Below are 15,971 nucleotides of genomic sequence, written 5' to 3'. Positions count from 1 at the left end.
TCTATTCCTCCTCTTCCTCAAGGACTGAATCGCCAAGAATCCAGCGGGGCTCATCAACGAAGAAGTAGACGTACCTGAGCATGTAGAACTCGTTTTCCTGCCCGGTGTAGGGGAGAAGCAGAACCCTCATCGCTTTCGGGGGAGCCACCACCGGTGTCACCGGTTCCTTCAGGAGGCCGTTGAATTTTTCGAAGAGTGCCGAGCGGTAGTGGTTGTAGTTCCGGTCTTCCTGGTTGAGCACCATGGTTGCGGCAGGGGTTGAAGTTGTCGCCGGTTGCGGATCTGAACAGACAGTATCGAGCGACACCGCACCGTCGATTTCACTGTAGCTGGAAGTGCAGTTCCCTTTCCTTGAGACGTCTGTAGTGGCCTTCGTGGGAACCGAGCCGTTGTCCTCGTATGCCTGCTGCACGGAGACGCATTTCCCGTTATTTCCTTCCGGACAACTGAAATCGCTCTCGTACGGATTCAAGAATGCGCATCCTCCAAGGAAAAACGCGCTGAAAAGTAATGCGGCCTTTCTCACTTAGCCCCTCCCTTCGAGATCTTCTTGATCTCCAGGTTCGTTCCTTCGCTCACCACAAGCGTGACCGGCTTGGTGGCGCCCACCTCGATGACCGGCAGCGTCTGCCGGGCCAGTTCCATGTAGAATTTCTGGATTTCCTTGAAGCCGCTGGAAAGCCCGTTACCGACTCCTGCAACCGCCAGGTCGTTGGCGTTGATCGACTGTGTAGTCCCAAGGGCGCTGACCGAAGTCGTTGTTGCCGAAGCCTTGAGGACGTCGCCGACGCCGCCGAAAAAGCCGGCGATCATGCTCCGGGCGACCATCGCTCCCATCTTCGCCACCACCTTGCCACGCAGACCGATCTTGCCGTCCTCGTCAACGACGAAGCCTTTCACCTTCTGGTCGATGACTGCCTGTCCCTTCCTGTCCAGACACGACAAGGAAACTAGGAGCAGCTCCGCCCTTTCGGTGGCGAGGTTTCCCCTCCCATCCGCGATGACGAAGCACCCCTTCAGGTTTGCCTTGACGCTGTTGGGGAGCACCGCGGGGGTCTTCACCTTCAGGAGTACCGGCACGGGATTACCTTTCGCTTCCGAGGCGGTTGGTGCGTCCAATCCGGAAAGAAGGGTCGCCTCCATGAAAGATGGTGGAAGATAGACTGTAACGTTCTCTTTTTTTTTATCTTCCACGGTATCTCTGGACGGAGCGCCTTGCGCAGGACCAACGACAAGATTGATGTCGCCCACCTCCGTTTCGGGCGGCGGAATCGGTTGCCCCTGCGCACTGCTCGGCATGGAGGGTGGTGGCGGGATGGCACTCTGGGGAAGCGGCGGAGGCTGAGGAACACGCTGTCTGCCGCCGATCGGCCTTGCGCCGCTTGCGTCAGACGGGCTTTGCTGGTGCAGGGCTGCGGTAGTGGCCGGCTGCCCGCTCGCAGGCATTGGAGCCGGCTGTTGGACATTCATCGCCACCTGGCTGTTTTTCTGCTGGGAGATCTCCTCGAGCTTTTTCTGCAGCTCGGCCACCTTTTCGTCGCGCCGGGTAATCTCTTTTTGGCTCTCCAGAAACTGGTTCTTCTCCAGCAGCTTCGGTTCAAGGCTGATAGGCGAGCTTTTCTTCTCCTCTCCTGTCTTCTGATCGCTCCTGCTGCTCGTCAGGTAGATGGCAACGCTCAGCAAGACGGTGAAAATCCCGATTCCGAATATGACCGCGGTACGGCGTTGCCCAGAGTTCAGACTGTTCCAGTAGGACAGAAGCCTATTTTTCATCGTCTGCCTCCTGTGCCTTGAAGCCCGCTTCGTGCTCCAGTCCCTTCCTCTGGGGCTGGCGAGCTTCGTGGGGTCTGGCGTCCATGACCGGGAGCTCTCCGTCGAGTCTTTTCATCCCTTGCCTGGTGGCACGCTGCTCGACAATGAAAAGCCTGGAAGTGTCCCCTCCCCGGAGAAGATGCCGTTCAAGGGAGACCGCAACCGGATTCTCCGCGAGCTCCGTGCGGATGAACATCTTCTCGTTCATCTTGAACTGGGGAATACCATCCTTGAGGGCAACCTCGTACTCCTTCACCCGGAGTCCCTCACCTTCGATGTCCACCGTTCTCCGGAGGGTCAGCCTGATTTCCTTGTACGCGTCGAATCGCTTTACTTCCCTTGTGACCGTGTAAGAGTCGGGGATCTGCTCAGTGAAAACTTCCTTGATGATCTTGAGCAGTTTCTTCTCGAAAGGCAGGCCGGAATAGAGGGAGATGTTTTCCTTGATCCTCTTCTCCTTGCCGGAGGAAAGCCGGATGGTCTGGGAAGGAATACGCTGGGGGAAGGCGATCATGCTGTAGGTTTCATCCCCGCACACGACATAGACTTCGGTAGGCGTGGTGGAGTAGACCATCCTGTCGCCCCGCTTCGTAACCTTGAACTTCACGAAGGCGTCCTTCCCGGTGATCTTGATGGTGACCCCCTTCTCGGTAGATGTCAGGGCCTCCTTGATCTCCGCAGTGCAGGAAATCCGGTTAAGATCGGAGCTCGAGAGTCGGATGGTCGTCGTGACCTCCGGGGGAATCACGACTGGAAACTCCCCTTCGGGAGGGAACTGCTCTGCCTGTTTCTCGACCGGCGCCACACTCCGCTGCTTTATTGTCTGCTCAGTTTTGCCATGGTCGGCTGCGAACGCCATCATCGGCGCCATAACGGCGACCAGAAAAGCGACCTTGTGCATCATGCCCCCTTGTTCTCACCCTGCGCCGTCTTTTCGTAGAGACGAGTGAGGATGAATTTTCCGCTGTCGAAGCGGTATTCGATGATGTAGGTGGTCTGGACGGAATCGGCCTTCTGCTCGGCCATGTAGGTGTTCTTTGTGCCTGCGACCTCGATGCGACGCTTGTCTGCATCGTTGGTGATCGACTGGATATAGAAAGCGCTGGAGGCGCGGGCATTCTCGATCTTGTCGGCCAGCTCGTACAGTTCCTTCCTCGCCTTCTGGAACTCTGAAGGATCGTAGACAGCCAGGATCTCGCTGAACTGGGTCCGGGCGGTTGCCGGGTTGTAGGTGAGGGCCAGTCCGAGAACATATCTGGTAAACTCCTTCAGATATTCGTCCGAAGCCTTGTCGCCGGAAACCATCAACTTCGAGTTTATGACCGGCGGTACGAGGATGACCCTCTGCTTGTCGAGGGCCGTGAAGACTCCGACGGTATTTATGACGACCGCCACCCCCAGTATGATGATGGCGAACTTGAGCAGTCGGTTTTCGGCAAAGATGTTCGAATTGCGTTGGAGGAAAATATCCAGTTTCACTGTCTGTCTCCCTGTCAGGCGATCAATCGAGGAAATGCTTCTGGAAGAAATGGGGATAACCCCTCATTGGCGCGATCCCCGTGAAGTAAAGCGTGTGGCGCAGAAAGCCCCTGGGATACCGTTTCTTCATGCGGCCATATATCCAGGGAAGAACGAACATCAAAAACCAGAAGACGCCGCCAAACTTCTGCGCGAAAATGAAGCCGACCGCCATAAAAGCCATGTCGTCGGGCTCGAACCAGAGGATCTGGAAGGGTTGGCTAAGATATTGGGGGAAACGGACCATCCCGCGTTCTCCTTGAAAAGGGGGGAGTGATCCCCCCTCCGTCTGTTGTTACAGTTACATTACGCAGCCGAGAGAGGTCACGATGGCGCTTGCGTTGATGAGCAGGACCCCGGCCAGGATGCAGGTAATTGCCGGTGCGAGGGTCTGCTTGACGAAGAAGATGATGCTCGTGAGGATGAGGAGGACCGAGGCGATCGCCCCGAAGGGCCCCTTCACCAGCTTGTTGATGAAAAAGTCATAGGCCTCGTAACCGAACGATCCGGCTACGGGGGCGGTGAGGGCCATGGCCTGTGATGCCACGAGGGTGACCGCCACAGCGAGCCCGAACAGTATCAACATCTTTTTCCTGTTAAATTTCATTTTGTTCTCCTTCCTTGTTGTGGTGTGACGACTTGCTACCCTCGTGACTCGTCTGACGTTATTTCGGGACATTCACCCCCTTTCCGTCCAGAAGCGCCTTTATGCGCGGGATGTCCGCCCCGTTGATCGCAACGCCGTCAATCCAGATGGCCGGCGTCCCTTGCACGCCAATGCTCTGGGCGACTTTTTCCATCTCCTCCAGTTGCGAGGCATTGTTTTCATCCTGCGGTATCGGCTTGCCGTCCAGTGTGCCGCTGAGAACCTCACGGAATGCATTCTCCTTCTCCTTCTGCGACAGGATGTAACGGGCCTTCTTTTCCGCATCAGGATGAATTCTCCGAAGCGGGAAGAAGAACACATAGCGGGTGATGTCGGTCCTCTTCGCGAGGAGTTCGTCCACTTTGCGGCAGAAGGGACAATCAGGGTCGGTGAACTCGATGACCTGGTGCGGGCCGGAGCCGATTTTCAGGGCCTTGTCCAGCGGGATGCTTTTCAGTTTCTCGGCCAGGACCTTCTCGCGTGTCTCGGCGGTCAGGTTTTTCCCGTCCTTGCTCCACAGTTCGCCGAACATCAGGAAGCCGTCCGGGCTGAAGTAGAAAACCTGGTTTCCGGCAACGATCTCGTACAGCCCCTTCACGGGTGATTCCCTGAAATTGTCTACTCTCAGATTCGGAAAGCTCTTCTTCAGGTTTTTCTCCTCGGACTTCAGGCTCTCGTTCGCCGCGGAAAGACCCGCCGTGGTGACGATGACCAGGATGATCCCGCCGATCTTGAGCTTTTTCTTCGTCAGAACTCTCACTTCTCCTCCTTTTGCTGTGTGCTTATCTCGACACGTCTGTTTTGCGGCTTGTCGTCGGACACGGGACAGCACTCGCCCAGGCCATTCACTCTCCCCACGGGAACGCCCTTTCCGCGCAGATACGCAGCGACCTTGTTCGCCCTCTTGTATGAGAGGCGCAAGTTGTGGGACGCGCTGCCAAGATCGCAGGTGTAACCGTCAATGTTGACGACCGCACCTTCCGGAACCGTTTTGATCACCTCCTCGAGTTTTGCCCGCTGATCCTTCGTTATCTCCCAGCTGTCGAAGGCAAACCTGACCGTTCCCAGGAGACAATTGACGCAATCCTTGCGGGCATCAACTGCCGGCGGCGCCGTCTTCAGCACTTCTTTCACCGGGATTTCGTCACGACTCGACCGTACTGCCAGTGGTGGGGGAGCTGGCAGCACGGAGAGCCGATCATCGGGAGAGCTTGTACAGACCACGAAGACGTCGCTTCCCCTCACGTCTGCCACCTCAAAGGAGTAGTCAAAGGGCCTCTGCTTGATGACTGCGGCTTCGGCAGCGACGGGAACAAGGAGTGCCAATCCGATGGCGATGTATCTTCCGGGCATGGGACCTCCGAATTGTTTCTTTCACGGGTAATATCTATGGGGGGGACAGTTGTTCGGACAGAAACGAGGCGGGAAAATGAGAATGCCCCGCGGAAAACGGGGCATTCGGCTATTTCAAAATTTTTTCCAGGACATCGCTGCAGGGTTCCAGCGATGGTTTGCGGACATCATTCGCCGATGAGGCCGGAGGCCGCGTTTCATGATGAACCTTCAGTGGCTGAGGCGAGTCCGACCCTGGTGACGGCCGGGTTTCCTGGCTCATGAGCTTGATGACCTGAGCCCCCTTGTCGGAGGCGATGAAGTGTTTCAGCGCCTCCTGCGTGAACGCCGCCTGCTTCCGGCTCTTCCGTAAGCGGGCGAAAGCCTCGATGATGACCGGATCGTATGTGTTGATCTTGATCGTGTACTGTGGCATGTCACTCTCACTTTCCGCCGGCGAGCGACAGGAATCCCCGGGCGTTAGCGAATTCCGGCTCAGGCAGGATGACAACCTCGATGTTCTTTGCCGGAAAGTCGTCTTTGAGAAGTGCTGCCCCTCCGCCGAACAGCAGGACCCGGTTGAAGTCGGCATGCATTCCGACGTGGGCCTGCAATTCCCCCTGGACATCTTTCAGGATGTGCTCGATGTAGGTTACCCCCGCTTCATGGATTTCCCTGGTCACGTCATGGCGCTCAAAGCCGTATTGCAGGTATCCTTTCTCGATGAGAAACGCAATCTCGACGGGAGTGAACGTCCCTGACGGAGCGAGGTTCTTGATGCGGGGTAGCAGGAAGCTCGTCGCCATCTGATGGACCCCGCGCTTGTTGAGCGTCTTGCCGTAGATGATTTGCCTCCTGGCCGGGGAGAAAAGCGTCACTATGACGGTATTGAACCCGATGTCGATGCCGAGGACGTTGCCGTCAGGACGTTCATTGGCCTGGTCAAGGTAATCCCTGATGCCGCCGAGCCCCTGCGGAAAAACTGCGACATCGCTGATCGCGCCGCCGGAAAGAGCCTTGGCTATGGCGGGTACCGCCCCCCCGGGCTTATTCTGCTCCAGCCAGTAGGAGTAAGGCAGGCCGACAGCCAGTACCAGTTCCCCGGAAGTTTCCGCGATTTGCTGGCAATGTTCCACGAAAACAGGATAGTACCTTCCCAGTTCCTCCATTGTCTTAAGGTAGGAGGAGCCGGAAGAGAGCAGCGCCTCTTCCCCGATGAGAAGATTGTCTCCGTCATACCGGAAAGCGGAGATTATCCTGCCTTTCCTCTCCCCGTAGATCCATTTGGCCGAAGAAAACCCCAGATCACAGACCAGCACGTTCATGTTTGCCTCCCTTATGGTGTCGTTAATGGGGAACAAATGTTCCCCATTACCCCCATATCTAGCGGGGGGACATCTATTGGGGAGGAAAATGGAGAAAAAAATGGGGATATGTCCGAACTGTGACGATTATGGCGGAGATTTGGCAACCATATTCGGGGTGTCGCCTGGCTATCAGCCAAAACAGCGACCTATTTGGCGCCCTAAAAGGATTCTCTGGCGATGTGGTTTTCGATCGCGGATTTGAGCCTCAAAAGACTTTCGTAAAGTTTCCATACCTCCTTGATCCGTTCATACGCATGATCCAGGCTGGCACCGCACGCATTCAGAACCGGCGGGCCGGGGATCTCGGCAAGGTAGGCTTCCCGCAAGCTGTCCCTCGTAAGGCATATCGTTGGATACTGCTTTTTCGCTTTCACTGCTGCAGATGCTTGTTCGGCATCTTTGCCGAACACCTTGGCATAGGCTTCCGGGAAGTCCCGTTTCATGGCCTCATGCTCCTTCGGGGTATGGTCAATATTGGGCCGGTCCTTGAGGACCAATTCCGCAACGGCTGGATCGAATCCCCATCCCTTACACCATCTGGCGAATGTGTATCCGATCTTTCGGAGCGCCGCTTCGAGAGGCCAGTCGATATCGAAAGACTGATGATAGGACTCCTTGTCCATGCTCTTGATGTGACCGATACTTCTGAGGAAGCTGTGCACGAACTCGACATTGCCTTTCTTGAGTGCCCTGGTGATTTCCACAACGCTCATTCCAGAGAGAAACGCAACGACGATCTGCCCCCTGATATCCTGAATCAAGTCTTCCCGTTCCATGTCCACCTCCGTTCGATGCCATGCGCAGCAGGGCGCAACAATAACTTTCATAATGAACTACGTTCATTTTGAAAGTTTATCTGGTGAAAATGACAGACGTTCCCGCGAATTTTTTTCCTTGGATTCCTCCAGCAGAGCCAGTTGGATCATGGTCCGCTTGCATGACTCCTCCCTCGATCTGCGGCGGAGGTTGTAAGCGATCTGTCTGACCCTCTTTATCTTGCTCAGCGGATACTCGACCTCGAAGAACTCGTGAATCCTGTCGGCCATCTCGGTCACCGATACCTTCATGCGGGGTTTCAGATTCAGATAAGTGCTGAGGATGTAGCGCTCGATCTTTCCGAATTCCGGGAAAGCCAGCATTGCCGCTCTCTTGTCTGGCCTGAACGATTTGTTCATCTGGGAGACATACCAGTCGTGCCTCCAGATGTGACTGAGAGAAGACAGAAGGCGTTGATCGGCATCGTCGAGAGGGAAGGAAATGATGTTGTCCTGCGACAATCTCCTCATGACCTTGCCGGTGACCGGTTTGAAGGTCTTCACGGCGGTTTTGAGATCCATAGTGGGTTGTCCTTGGGGCTGGTGTTCGGGAGGTTTCACATGCAGGCACCTGCCGAACTTCTCTGCCTGGAGTTGAACTGTTCATTTCTGATCCTCGCCGGATCGACAACGCCTTCGGCGACCAGCTTCTTCAATCGGCTGAAGACCCTGCTGAACGTGTTGCGTATGTTGGTCGGCAAGCAACCGAGGAGCTTGGCAATCTCATAGCTGGACAACGCTCCCGCTTCGGTCAAGCCGAGAGACAAGGAGAAGATTTCTTGCTCCTTCTTGGTGAGATGCTGCTGGATCGCCTCGAATACCGCCTCTATGACCATATCGCTTTCACCGTTCTGATCATTGGCTGACACGTTGTCGATGTCGAAAGAGCACAGGTGAGATGAGATCGAGTTCGAGCCGTGGTGGTTGAGGTTCGGGGTCATGACGCTGATCTGGTTCCGAAAAATGGTCCAGAAGGCGGCCTCGAACGGTATCCCCTTCGATTCGCTTCGCAAGGTCGCCACCATTGCCGCCTCATAGGCTTCCTGGATGTAGTCGCTCTCTTCGTAGGGCGAGAACTTGCGATACTGGGAGATCATCAACTTGATGCCCTCCCTGTTTTCTTGAACCCACTCGACAGCCATCAGGAAATCCATGTTGCCTCCGAAAAACAAAAAAAGCCGGCCACGGAGTCGAGCTCCGAAGACCGGCTTTGCCGCGCCTGAAAGCGCTTGGCCGTGCCAGCAATGAAATATGCGGTTATGAAAACAGCTGCTAAATGCCTGGAACCGAGAAGTCTGGCTTCGCGATCTCCCTGTCGCTAGAAATCAGCGTGACGCCAAGGCATGAGGCGATACGGATGATTTCTTCTGTGGAGGCAGATTTCCGCAAATGATCTTCCACTTTCCGGCGAATCCGAACGATGTCCCATCCTGTGGGGATATACGCCCCGCATATCTGGATAGAACCGTCTTCGGCAATTGTTATTGCCCGGTCCCGTACAGCTTCGCTGACGACGTTGAGATTTAAGATCCCTTCTACGATCCGGTAGGAATCACCGGCTTTGGAGATCGTCATTCCAGACCGTCGCAAGTGAGTTATGACGATGGCCATTGCATCGTATGGAAATTGGCAGTTCATGCGTCTCTCCTCCTGGCTTGCTCCCCTTATTTGGTTAAAAAGGGTTAGAATATGGTTAGCGGGTTGTTGAAAACCCCGCAATGCACTGTCATTGCTTGCGATTCTCCGGACATGCAGTTGGTCAAAGGTCAACAGTCCGGTAAGTCAAAGGTCAATGTTTTGGTTTGGCATAGGTCAATACCGGTTGGTCAAAGGTCAATGCCCGGTAAGCCAAAGGTCAATAGCTGGTTGGTCATAGGTCAATAGCTGGTAAGTCAAAGGTCAATACCTCCTCTTGACCGCAACTAGGTCCTCCACGATTTCCCAACTGTCAAGAAACTCAATCCTGACGAGCTCGCCAAGGGCCTTCTTGAGTTCGATCTTGAAGTTTTTCTGCGCCATCTCGGAGCCGCATAGCTTGACCAGGGTCTCGACTTTTACCGGGTATGGCTGCCGGTGACTCGCCCAATATCCGAAGAGCTTTGACGTGATCCCGTCCGGCAATGATTTTCTGGTTTCCCAGTTCACCCTCGTAAGAAAGTCATCGTCGAACAGCAGCCGCATTTCCTCGCCTACCCAAACCTGCCATCGCGACATGTTTTCGTTGTTCTCGTCCCTTGATTTGAACTTGAGAATCAACGATACGCTGATAAAGCATCCGAGCCGCTTGGAATGGATGCGGATCGCGGTAGCCTGCATCCGGCTGAGGCAGGTGCGGAGACGCTCATAGCTTTGCCCCTTGATTGGCCACCCAAGGGCCTTGACGAAAGAATAGGGCGTAAACTCTACGCATTCTCCGAGGGCGACTTTCTTTGCCAAGTGAATGAGATGGAGCCAGACAAGCTCGTCATCCTGGCGCAGCTCTTCTCCGCGGTACATGATCTGCCCGTCGCCGATGACGGCTATTTCAATGTCTTTGAGGAAGATGCGTTTCTGATTTCTGTTTCGGCAATTAAAGAGGGCTGAGCGGAGAACCTCGTTCGGTATGGCTCGTTGACCATCCGGCCACTCTGGGAGGTATTTGGGTTTTGCTGCGAGGCTCGCAAGGATTCGCTCGAAAGAGTCGACTTCGGTTTCCTTGGGCAATCTGGAAGAGGAACCCGGGATGGCCTGAGTATTACAGTGCAATGGCCACCTCCGTCACGGGGGAAGGCAGAACCGCGGGAACGATCTCCTTTCCTGCACTCCTCTCAAAGGCTTGCCGTTCGAGGTCGCGTCGGATGATATTCATCAGACGCTCAAATCTTGCCTCCGGATCACACGAATTTATGTATTCTACGGTGACTTTCACGGCGTCTCTTGCAACATAAAGAAGAGATGAAAAACATTTTGATGAATTGTATAATTTTTTGTGTTATAAGATGATGAGTAATTGAGGCGCAAGAAATCCAAGCTGATGATATCTCAACAGCTTTCATCGAGCCCACAAACTCTCGTATGGGACACCTAGCTCTCTGGCGATAATTCTCTGAATCCGCTGAGATCTTGCCCTCCCGCTGATTACATGATAGACGGCCGTCCGATGGACACCTGCCATCCTGGCGATATCCGATCCTGATATCCCTTTTTCCATCATCAGGATCTTTATTTTCATCGAAATCTTCATCATGATGATTATTATCACATAAGGATGATAACATGTCAAGAAAAAATGCACAACATGAAGACTTCAAGATCTCTGAAATCATCGAAAAGCTGAAAACTGCCCTCGACGTAAAAGGGGATGTTGATATCGCAAGGGCTCTCGATGTGGACCCGAGGCTGTTGGGGGTTTGGAAAGGGCGCAACACGATCCCGTACGAAAGGATCATCAGCCTGTGCATCAAGAACCACATCGATTTGGAGTGGATGTTTGCAGAGGAAGGTGATGTCTCAACGGAGAAATTGGAGGGGAAGCATCTCGTAATGGAGAAGGAAGGGTATATTCGGGTACCGCGATATGAAGTGCATGCGAGCGCCGGTGGCGGCGCCATCATTCATAGCGAACAGATCGTCGACCATCTTTATTTCAAGGCTGATTGGGTCAAGAATGTGCTGGGTATCCCGAGAGACTCCCTTGCACTGATTGCCGTTCATGGCGACAGTATGGAACCGACCCTGAGCAACGGAGATTTGATACTGGTTGATACCCGAGTATCAAGGGTGGAAGATGGTGCTATCTATGTTCTGCAATTTGATGACGCTCTGCTCGTCAAACGCCTTCAGAAAAAGTTCGACGGTTCTGTGGTCATCAGAAGTGACAATCCGTTGTACGAACCTGAGATATTGCACGGTGATGATACTGAAAAACTGAATATCGTCGGAAGGGTTGTCTGGGCTGGCGGAGTAATCTAGGCGGGATGCTGTCATGCATGTTGGAATCTGGATAAGGGTATCAACGGAGGATCAGGCCCGGGGGGAGTCCCCGAAAAATCATGAAGCGCGCGCCAGGATGTACGCCGAACTCAAGAGGTGGCAAGTCGTTGAGCTGTACGACCTGTCAGGAGTATCCGGTAAAGACGTTCTGGATAATTCCGAAGCGAAGAGGATGCTCGAAGATGTGGCAGCAGGCCGCATCAAGGCGCTGATCTTCTCAAAACTCGCCCGTCTCGCCCGCAACACAAAGCAGCTCCTCGAAATCTCTGATTATTTCCAGAAACACGATGCAGCCCTCGTCAGCTTGGAAGAAAGCATAGACACGTCCTCGCCTGCGGGCCGTCTTCTCTACACAGTGATCGGCGCCTTGGCCCAGTGGGAAAGAGAAGAGATATCTGCTCGCGTTGCAGCTTCGATCCCCGTTCGTGCAAAAATGGGGAAGAACACCGGTGGGAAGGGACCTTTTGGTTACCATTGGGTAGAAGGGAAGCTTGTTCCCAATCCATCTGAGGCTCCCATCGTAAAGAGGGCTTACGAGCTCTTCCTCGGAACTGGCAAATTACTCACCACCTGCAACATTCTCAAGGAAGAAGGGCTCTATTCTAGGAACAAGTGCGTCTTCCGCCCCACGTCGCTCAAGCGGATGCTCTCTGAGACAGTCTATAAGGGAATCAGAAGGGCGAATTATGCGAAAAGCCTAGGGAACAAGAAGAACTGGGTCCTGAAGCCCGAGAAAGACTGGGTATATTTCAACGTCGAACCCTTGGTGTCAGAAGAAGACTGGGAGGCCGTCAACAAGATATTCCAGGAAACGGCGAGCCGATATCCCAACTTCAAAGAGGTTCCGAAAAACGGAAGGTTTCTCTTTTCCGGCCTGCTGAAATGCCAATGCGGTTCCAAGCTCTATGTCGCACCGTACCCCTCTATGAAGATTCCGCGCTATGCCTGCAAGAAATGCCGGACAAAGATCAATGAAGACATCATTGAGCAGCATTTTCACGATGCCTTGAAAGGCATAGTTGTCTCACCTGAACAGCTTGGGGCGAATGAGGACCTGGAAAAGGAGCTCCTGGAGAAACAGGAACGGCTGGAACTTTTGAAGAAGGAACAGAAAGATGTGAACAGCAAGATTGACGTTCTTATCGATCTGTACGGGAAGCAGGCCCTCGATCAGAACGAATTTCGGGAGAGATTCGATCCTCTCAAGTACAGGAAGGAAAGCATCTTCGCGGAGATCCCCCGCCTTCAGGCGGAGATCGATTTCATCAAGACGAACGAAATTGGCAGATCATACGTAATCGAAAGAGCTACCACGCTTACATCGCTTTGGGGAATGCTTAGCTACGAGGCTAGGCAGCAAGTTGTGAAGGAAGTCTTGGACCGGGTAGATGTCGGCGAGGAATCCCTCCATTTTGTCTTCTATTATATCCCTTCTTTTGTGCCAGTAGAGAAAGGTGCACACACCCACACGGGTTCATCGCGGCAACCAACATTATTCGCGAAGGATAGGTAACGGAGGAAAGGGCGCGGGAGATGGTGACCCGGCCGTCCTCCATCGGCTGGCGCAGGACTTCGATGACGTGCTTTTTGAATTCCGGGAGCTCGTCCAGAAAGAGCACCCCGTTGTGGGAAAGCGACACCTCGCCGGGCTTGGGGGTGTTGCTGCCGCCGATGAGGCCGACGTCCGAGATGGTGTGGTGTGGCGCCCGGAAGGGGCGGCTGGTGATCAGGGCGCGGTCCCGCTCCAAAAGCCCCATCACGCTGTAGATCTTCGTCGTCTCGATCGACTCCTCGAACAGCATCGGCGGAAGGATGGACGGTATCCGGCGGGCCAGCATGGTCTTCCCGGAACCGGGCGGGCCGAGCATCAACAGATTGTGGCTTCCCGCCGCCGCCACTTCCAAGGCGCGCTTGGCGTGCTCCTGCCCTTTCACGTCGCAGAAGTCGTCGCCCCCCTCCCCGAGCTGGCTGAACAGGTCCCCGATGTCGGCCTGAAAGGGTGCGATCTCCAGCGCGCCATTCAGAAAATCGACCACTTCGGAGAGCTGGGTCACGCCGATGACGGAAACGCCTTCGACCACTCCCGCTTCCGGCACGTTCTCTTTGGGAATGATGATGCCGGTGAGCTCGCCTTCTTTGGCGGCCACGGCAACCGGGAGGCCGCCGCGGATCGGTTTGACGCCGCCGTCGAGGGAGAGCTCGCCGAGCAGGAGGTAGTGCTTGAGTTTTTCTTTGCGGATGGCGCCGGTAGCGGCAAGGATGCCGATGGAGATGGGGAGATCGAAGGAAGCCCCCTCCTTCTTGACGTCGGCGGGGGCGAGATTGACGGTGATCTTGCGGTTGGGGAAATCGTAGCCGGAATTTTTGAGGGCGGCCTTGACGCGGTCCTTGCTCTCCTTGACCGCCCCCTCGGGGAGCCCGACGGTTGCCAGCTGCGGCAGCCCTTGGGCTATATCGACCTCGACATCGATGATGATCGCGTCGATGCCGACGACTGCGCTGGAAAGGACCTTGGCAAGCATGGCAAACTCCTGATCATGCGTGGTGACCAGAACTTCAACCCCATCCTCCAAGCCTGCCCCCTCCCCTTGAAGGGGAGGGAACGTAAGGAAGCCTTCAGCGTATCAACATCCGGATCTTTCTCAATTCTTGCCTAGACGATTTTCAGCATTTCCAGGTAGCGATCGGCATCGAGGGCGGCCATGCAGCCGGTACCGGCGGAGGTGATCGCCTGCTTGTACATCTTGTCCTGCACATCGCCGGCAGCGAAGACCCCCGGCACGCTGGTGCAGGTGGTCATGCCTTCGCACCCACCGGCGGTCTGGATGTAGCCGTCCTCCATCTCGAGCTGCCCTTCGAAGAGGTGGGTGTTCGGCGTATGGCCGATGGCAATGAAACAGCCATGGACCGGGATCACCTTGTCGGAGCCGCTCTGGGGATGCAGAAGACGAATCCCGGTAACTCCGCTCTCGTCACCCAGGATCTCATCCAATTGCTGGTTCCATTCGATGGTGACGTTGCCACCCTTGGTCTTTTCAATGAGCCGGTCCGCAAGGATCTTCTCCGAGCGGAAACGGTCCCGCCGGTGCACAACGGTCACGTGGCTCGCGATGTTCGAGAGATAGAGGGCTTCCTCGACGGCAGTGTTGCCGCCGCCGATGACCGCAACCGGCTTGCCGCGGTAGAAGAACCCGTCGCAGGTGGCACAGGCGGAGACGCCTTTCCCCTTGAAGGCTTCCTCCGAGGGGAGGCCGAGGTATTTGGCCGAGGCGCCGGTCGCGATGATGAGGGCATCGCAGCTGTAGGTCCCGCTGTCCCCTTCCAGTACGAAGGGGGGCTTGGTGACCTGCGCCTTGTTGATATGGTCGAAAACGATCTCGGTTCCGAAACGCTCGGCGTGGCGCAGCATCCGTTCCATCAGTTCGGGTCCCTGCACCCCGTCCGGGTCTCCAGGCCAGTTGTCCACCTCCGTCGTGGTCATCAACTGTCCCCCTTGCTGCAATCCGGTGATCAGCATCGGCTCGAGGTTGGCCCGGGCAGCGTAGAGGGCTGCGGTGTAGCCGGCAGGACCGGAGCCGAGAATGATGAGTCGGCGGTGCTTTACTTCCATGAACATCCTCCCACTGGATTTTGGCTGAAAGTAGCAGCATACAAGCAAAATTGCAAGGGTAGCAACCTTCCTTATTCATTGACCCGTCATAGCGGCTCTGTTAAGATTAAAATTAATCTGGTATACAATGACAAGGAGGATAACGTGAAAAAACTAATAGTTCTAGCACTCTCCCTGACTCTATTAATTGCGTCACAAGCAATGGCAAGGGACCTGAGGTTCTCCTCCGGTCTGGCACAAAGCGAATTCAGGGACCTGAGCAAGCAGGCCGGCGCCGCGATCTCCTACAAGAACACCGCTCCTGCCGAACCGCTAGGAATTCTCGGTTTTGACGCCGGAGTCGAGCTCGAAGCGATGGACATCAATAGCGGCAGTTCCTACTGGAATAAGGCTTTCGGTAACGACGCTCCCTCATTCCTGCTCCTCCCGAAACTCCGTGTCAGAAAGGGTCTTCCCTTCAGCATCGACGTCGGCGCGATGTACTCTTACGTGCCCGACTCCAACATCAAGCTGTGGGGTGTTGAGGTCAGCAAGGCGATCCTGGACGGGACCATGGCCACTCCGGCCTGGGGCATCCGGGCGACCTACTCCCAGTTGGCCGGAGTCAACGATCTCAGCCTTAAAACCGCTGGCATCGATACCTCCATCAGCAAGGGGATTCTCTTCCTGACTCCCTATGTCGGTGCTGGTGCTGTCTGGATTCAGAGCAAAGCTGAAGGACATCTGCAGCAACTGTCGAATCTTTCGAACGAAACCATCTATCAGCCGCGCTTCTTCGCAGGGTTGAAGATATCGCCCCTGCCGCTCTTTGCGATCACCGCGGAGGCGGAATACCAGGTGCGACCCATCTACTCGCTGAAGGCTGCGCTGAATTTCTAACCACGGACTTGGGGAGGGGG

The 15,971-nt window shown here is 55.1% G+C and carries 20 protein-coding genes and 1 pseudogene; 3 read left to right on the top strand and 18 right to left on the bottom strand.

Features of this window, described 5'->3' with window-relative positions:
- Nucleotide 1 precedes the first annotated feature (1 nt).
- From traV to JFN93_RS26070, 16 genes are all read right to left on the bottom strand, one after another.
- Nucleotides 2-526: a type IV conjugative transfer system lipoprotein TraV gene (gene traV / locus JFN93_RS09285; RefSeq protein ID WP_199383781.1), complete on the bottom strand. Its 525-nt coding sequence runs from the start codon at nucleotides 524-526 to the stop codon at nucleotides 2-4.
- Nucleotides 523-1,773, bottom strand: coding sequence for a TraB/VirB10 family protein (locus tag JFN93_RS09280; RefSeq protein WP_199383780.1), 1,251 nt, complete (start codon nucleotides 1,771-1,773; stop codon nucleotides 523-525). The genes traV and JFN93_RS09280 overlap by 4 nt, the downstream gene beginning before the upstream one ends.
- Complete coding sequence (locus tag JFN93_RS09275; protein ID WP_199383779.1) at nucleotides 1,763-2,716, bottom strand: type-F conjugative transfer system secretin TraK; 954 nt, start codon at nucleotides 2,714-2,716, stop codon at nucleotides 1,763-1,765. Before JFN93_RS09275 ends, JFN93_RS09280 begins: the two co-directional genes overlap by 11 nt.
- Nucleotides 2,713-3,291, bottom strand: a complete 579-nt coding sequence (locus JFN93_RS09270; RefSeq protein WP_199383778.1) for a type IV conjugative transfer system protein TraE — start codon at nucleotides 3,289-3,291, stop codon at nucleotides 2,713-2,715. The genes JFN93_RS09275 and JFN93_RS09270 overlap by 4 nt, the downstream gene beginning before the upstream one ends.
- 22 nt (nucleotides 3,292-3,313) lie before the next feature.
- Nucleotides 3,314-3,577, bottom strand: a complete 264-nt coding sequence (locus JFN93_RS09265) for a type IV conjugative transfer system protein TraL (RefSeq protein ID WP_199383777.1) — start codon at nucleotides 3,575-3,577, stop codon at nucleotides 3,314-3,316.
- Nucleotides 3,578-3,631: 54 nt separating this feature from the next.
- Complete coding sequence (locus JFN93_RS09260; protein WP_199383776.1) at nucleotides 3,632-3,937, bottom strand: hypothetical protein; 306 nt, start codon at nucleotides 3,935-3,937, stop codon at nucleotides 3,632-3,634.
- Between the two features lie 58 nt (nucleotides 3,938-3,995).
- Nucleotides 3,996-4,736 (bottom strand): DsbC family protein, encoded by a 741-nt coding sequence (locus tag JFN93_RS09255; RefSeq protein WP_199383775.1) that lies wholly within the window; start codon nucleotides 4,734-4,736, stop codon nucleotides 3,996-3,998.
- Nucleotides 4,733-5,329 carry an OmpA family protein gene (locus JFN93_RS09250; RefSeq protein WP_199383774.1) on the bottom strand — a complete coding sequence of 199 codons (597 nt, stop codon included), beginning with the start codon at nucleotides 5,327-5,329 and terminating at the stop codon, nucleotides 4,733-4,735. Before JFN93_RS09250 ends, JFN93_RS09255 begins: the two co-directional genes overlap by 4 nt.
- Nucleotides 5,330-5,438: 109 nt before the next feature.
- Nucleotides 5,439-5,744, bottom strand: coding sequence for a hypothetical protein (locus JFN93_RS09245; RefSeq protein WP_199383773.1), 306 nt, complete (start codon nucleotides 5,742-5,744; stop codon nucleotides 5,439-5,441).
- A gap of 7 nt (nucleotides 5,745-5,751) precedes the next feature.
- The gene (locus JFN93_RS09240; protein ID WP_199383772.1) at nucleotides 5,752-6,633 is read right to left on the bottom strand and encodes a ParM/StbA family protein; all 882 of its coding nucleotides are present in this window, start codon (nucleotides 6,631-6,633) and stop codon (nucleotides 5,752-5,754) included.
- 200 nt (nucleotides 6,634-6,833) lie between these two features.
- Nucleotides 6,834-7,451 carry a hypothetical protein gene (locus JFN93_RS09235; RefSeq protein WP_199383771.1) on the bottom strand — a complete coding sequence of 206 codons (618 nt, stop codon included), beginning with the start codon at nucleotides 7,449-7,451 and terminating at the stop codon, nucleotides 6,834-6,836.
- Between the two features lie 63 nt (nucleotides 7,452-7,514).
- On the bottom strand, nucleotides 7,515-8,012 hold the full coding sequence (locus JFN93_RS09230; protein WP_199383770.1) for a hypothetical protein: 498 nt from the start codon (nucleotides 8,010-8,012) through the stop codon (nucleotides 7,515-7,517).
- Between the two features lie 35 nt (nucleotides 8,013-8,047).
- Nucleotides 8,048-8,644, bottom strand: coding sequence for a sigma-70 family RNA polymerase sigma factor (locus JFN93_RS09225; protein WP_199383769.1), 597 nt, complete (start codon nucleotides 8,642-8,644; stop codon nucleotides 8,048-8,050).
- A 118-nt stretch (nucleotides 8,645-8,762) separates the two neighbouring features.
- Nucleotides 8,763-9,128, bottom strand: a complete 366-nt coding sequence (locus JFN93_RS09220; protein ID WP_199383768.1) for a hypothetical protein — start codon at nucleotides 9,126-9,128, stop codon at nucleotides 8,763-8,765.
- A gap of 261 nt (nucleotides 9,129-9,389) precedes the next feature.
- Nucleotides 9,390-10,235 carry a plasmid replication initiator TrfA gene (gene trfA / locus JFN93_RS09215; RefSeq protein WP_215907718.1) on the bottom strand — a complete coding sequence of 282 codons (846 nt, stop codon included), beginning with the start codon at nucleotides 10,233-10,235 and terminating at the stop codon, nucleotides 9,390-9,392.
- A gap of 286 nt (nucleotides 10,236-10,521) precedes the next feature.
- On the bottom strand, nucleotides 10,522-10,683 hold the full coding sequence (locus tag JFN93_RS26070; RefSeq protein WP_407931877.1) for a hypothetical protein: 162 nt from the start codon (nucleotides 10,681-10,683) through the stop codon (nucleotides 10,522-10,524).
- A gap of 62 nt (nucleotides 10,684-10,745) precedes the next feature.
- Between JFN93_RS26070 and JFN93_RS09205 the strand changes: the two genes are divergently transcribed.
- Together JFN93_RS09205 and JFN93_RS09200 are read left to right on the top strand one after the other, a co-directional pair.
- A complete protein-coding gene (locus JFN93_RS09205; protein WP_199383766.1) occupies nucleotides 10,746-11,441 on the top strand; it encodes a LexA family transcriptional regulator in 696 nt (231 codons plus the stop codon).
- A 13-nt stretch (nucleotides 11,442-11,454) separates the two neighbouring features.
- Complete coding sequence (locus tag JFN93_RS09200; RefSeq protein ID WP_236021603.1) at nucleotides 11,455-12,975, top strand: recombinase family protein; 1,521 nt, start codon at nucleotides 11,455-11,457, stop codon at nucleotides 12,973-12,975.
- Here JFN93_RS09200 and JFN93_RS09195 read toward each other — a convergent pair.
- Nucleotides 12,968-13,984 (bottom strand): annotated as a pseudogene (locus tag JFN93_RS09195) (YifB family Mg chelatase-like AAA ATPase); the annotation flags it as partial. The gene JFN93_RS09200 and the pseudogene JFN93_RS09195 overlap by 8 nt on opposite strands.
- Nucleotides 13,985-14,115: 131 nt before the next feature.
- Nucleotides 14,116-15,072, bottom strand: a complete 957-nt coding sequence (trxB, locus tag JFN93_RS09190; protein ID WP_199383764.1) for a thioredoxin-disulfide reductase — start codon at nucleotides 15,070-15,072, stop codon at nucleotides 14,116-14,118.
- 144 nt (nucleotides 15,073-15,216) lie between these two features.
- On the opposite strand from trxB, the gene JFN93_RS09185 reads away from it, so the two are divergent.
- Complete coding sequence (locus JFN93_RS09185; RefSeq protein WP_199383763.1) at nucleotides 15,217-15,951, top strand: hypothetical protein; 735 nt, start codon at nucleotides 15,217-15,219, stop codon at nucleotides 15,949-15,951.
- Nucleotides 15,952-15,971 lie beyond the last annotated feature (20 nt).

It is taken from the genome of Geomesophilobacter sediminis (assembly GCF_016458275.1).
Classification (GTDB): domain Bacteria; phylum Desulfobacterota; class Desulfuromonadia; order Geobacterales; family Geobacteraceae; genus Geomesophilobacter; species Geomesophilobacter sediminis.
Note: the sequence above shows the minus strand (reverse complement) of the source record. Positions and strands in the feature narration are given on the sequence as shown.

Bases quoted from the DNA above. Each gene is read 5' to 3' on its own strand.
- JFN93_RS09205 (WP_199383766.1), top strand. From the start codon at position 10,746: ATGTCAAGAAAAAATGCACAACATGAAGACTTCAAGATCTCTGAAATC.
- JFN93_RS09245 (WP_199383773.1), bottom strand. From the start codon at position 5,744: ATGCCACAGTACACGATCAAGATCAACACATACGATCCGGTCATCATC.
- JFN93_RS09265 (WP_199383777.1), bottom strand. From the start codon at position 3,577: ATGGTCCGTTTCCCCCAATATCTTAGCCAACCCTTCCAGATCCTCTGG.
- JFN93_RS09225 (WP_199383769.1), bottom strand. From the start codon at position 8,644: ATGGATTTCCTGATGGCTGTCGAGTGGGTTCAAGAAAACAGGGAGGGC.
- JFN93_RS09200 (WP_236021603.1), top strand. From the start codon at position 11,455: ATGCATGTTGGAATCTGGATAAGGGTATCAACGGAGGATCAGGCCCGG.
- JFN93_RS09230 (WP_199383770.1), bottom strand. From the start codon at position 8,012: ATGGATCTCAAAACCGCCGTGAAGACCTTCAAACCGGTCACCGGCAAG.
- JFN93_RS09220 (WP_199383768.1), bottom strand. From the start codon at position 9,128: ATGAACTGCCAATTTCCATACGATGCAATGGCCATCGTCATAACTCAC.
- JFN93_RS09240 (WP_199383772.1), bottom strand. From the start codon at position 6,633: ATGAACGTGCTGGTCTGTGATCTGGGGTTTTCTTCGGCCAAATGGATC.
- JFN93_RS09275 (WP_199383779.1), bottom strand. From the start codon at position 2,716: ATGATGCACAAGGTCGCTTTTCTGGTCGCCGTTATGGCGCCGATGATG.
- JFN93_RS09260 (WP_199383776.1), bottom strand. From the start codon at position 3,937: ATGAAATTTAACAGGAAAAAGATGTTGATACTGTTCGGGCTCGCTGTG.
- JFN93_RS09250 (WP_199383774.1), bottom strand. From the start codon at position 5,329: ATGCCCGGAAGATACATCGCCATCGGATTGGCACTCCTTGTTCCCGTC.
- trxB (WP_199383764.1), bottom strand. From the start codon at position 15,072: ATGGAAGTAAAGCACCGCCGACTCATCATTCTCGGCTCCGGTCCTGCC.
- JFN93_RS26070 (WP_407931877.1), bottom strand. From the start codon at position 10,683: ATGATGGAAAAAGGGATATCAGGATCGGATATCGCCAGGATGGCAGGT.
- JFN93_RS09280 (WP_199383780.1), bottom strand. From the start codon at position 1,773: ATGAAAAATAGGCTTCTGTCCTACTGGAACAGTCTGAACTCTGGGCAA.
- JFN93_RS09235 (WP_199383771.1), bottom strand. From the start codon at position 7,451: ATGGAACGGGAAGACTTGATTCAGGATATCAGGGGGCAGATCGTCGTT.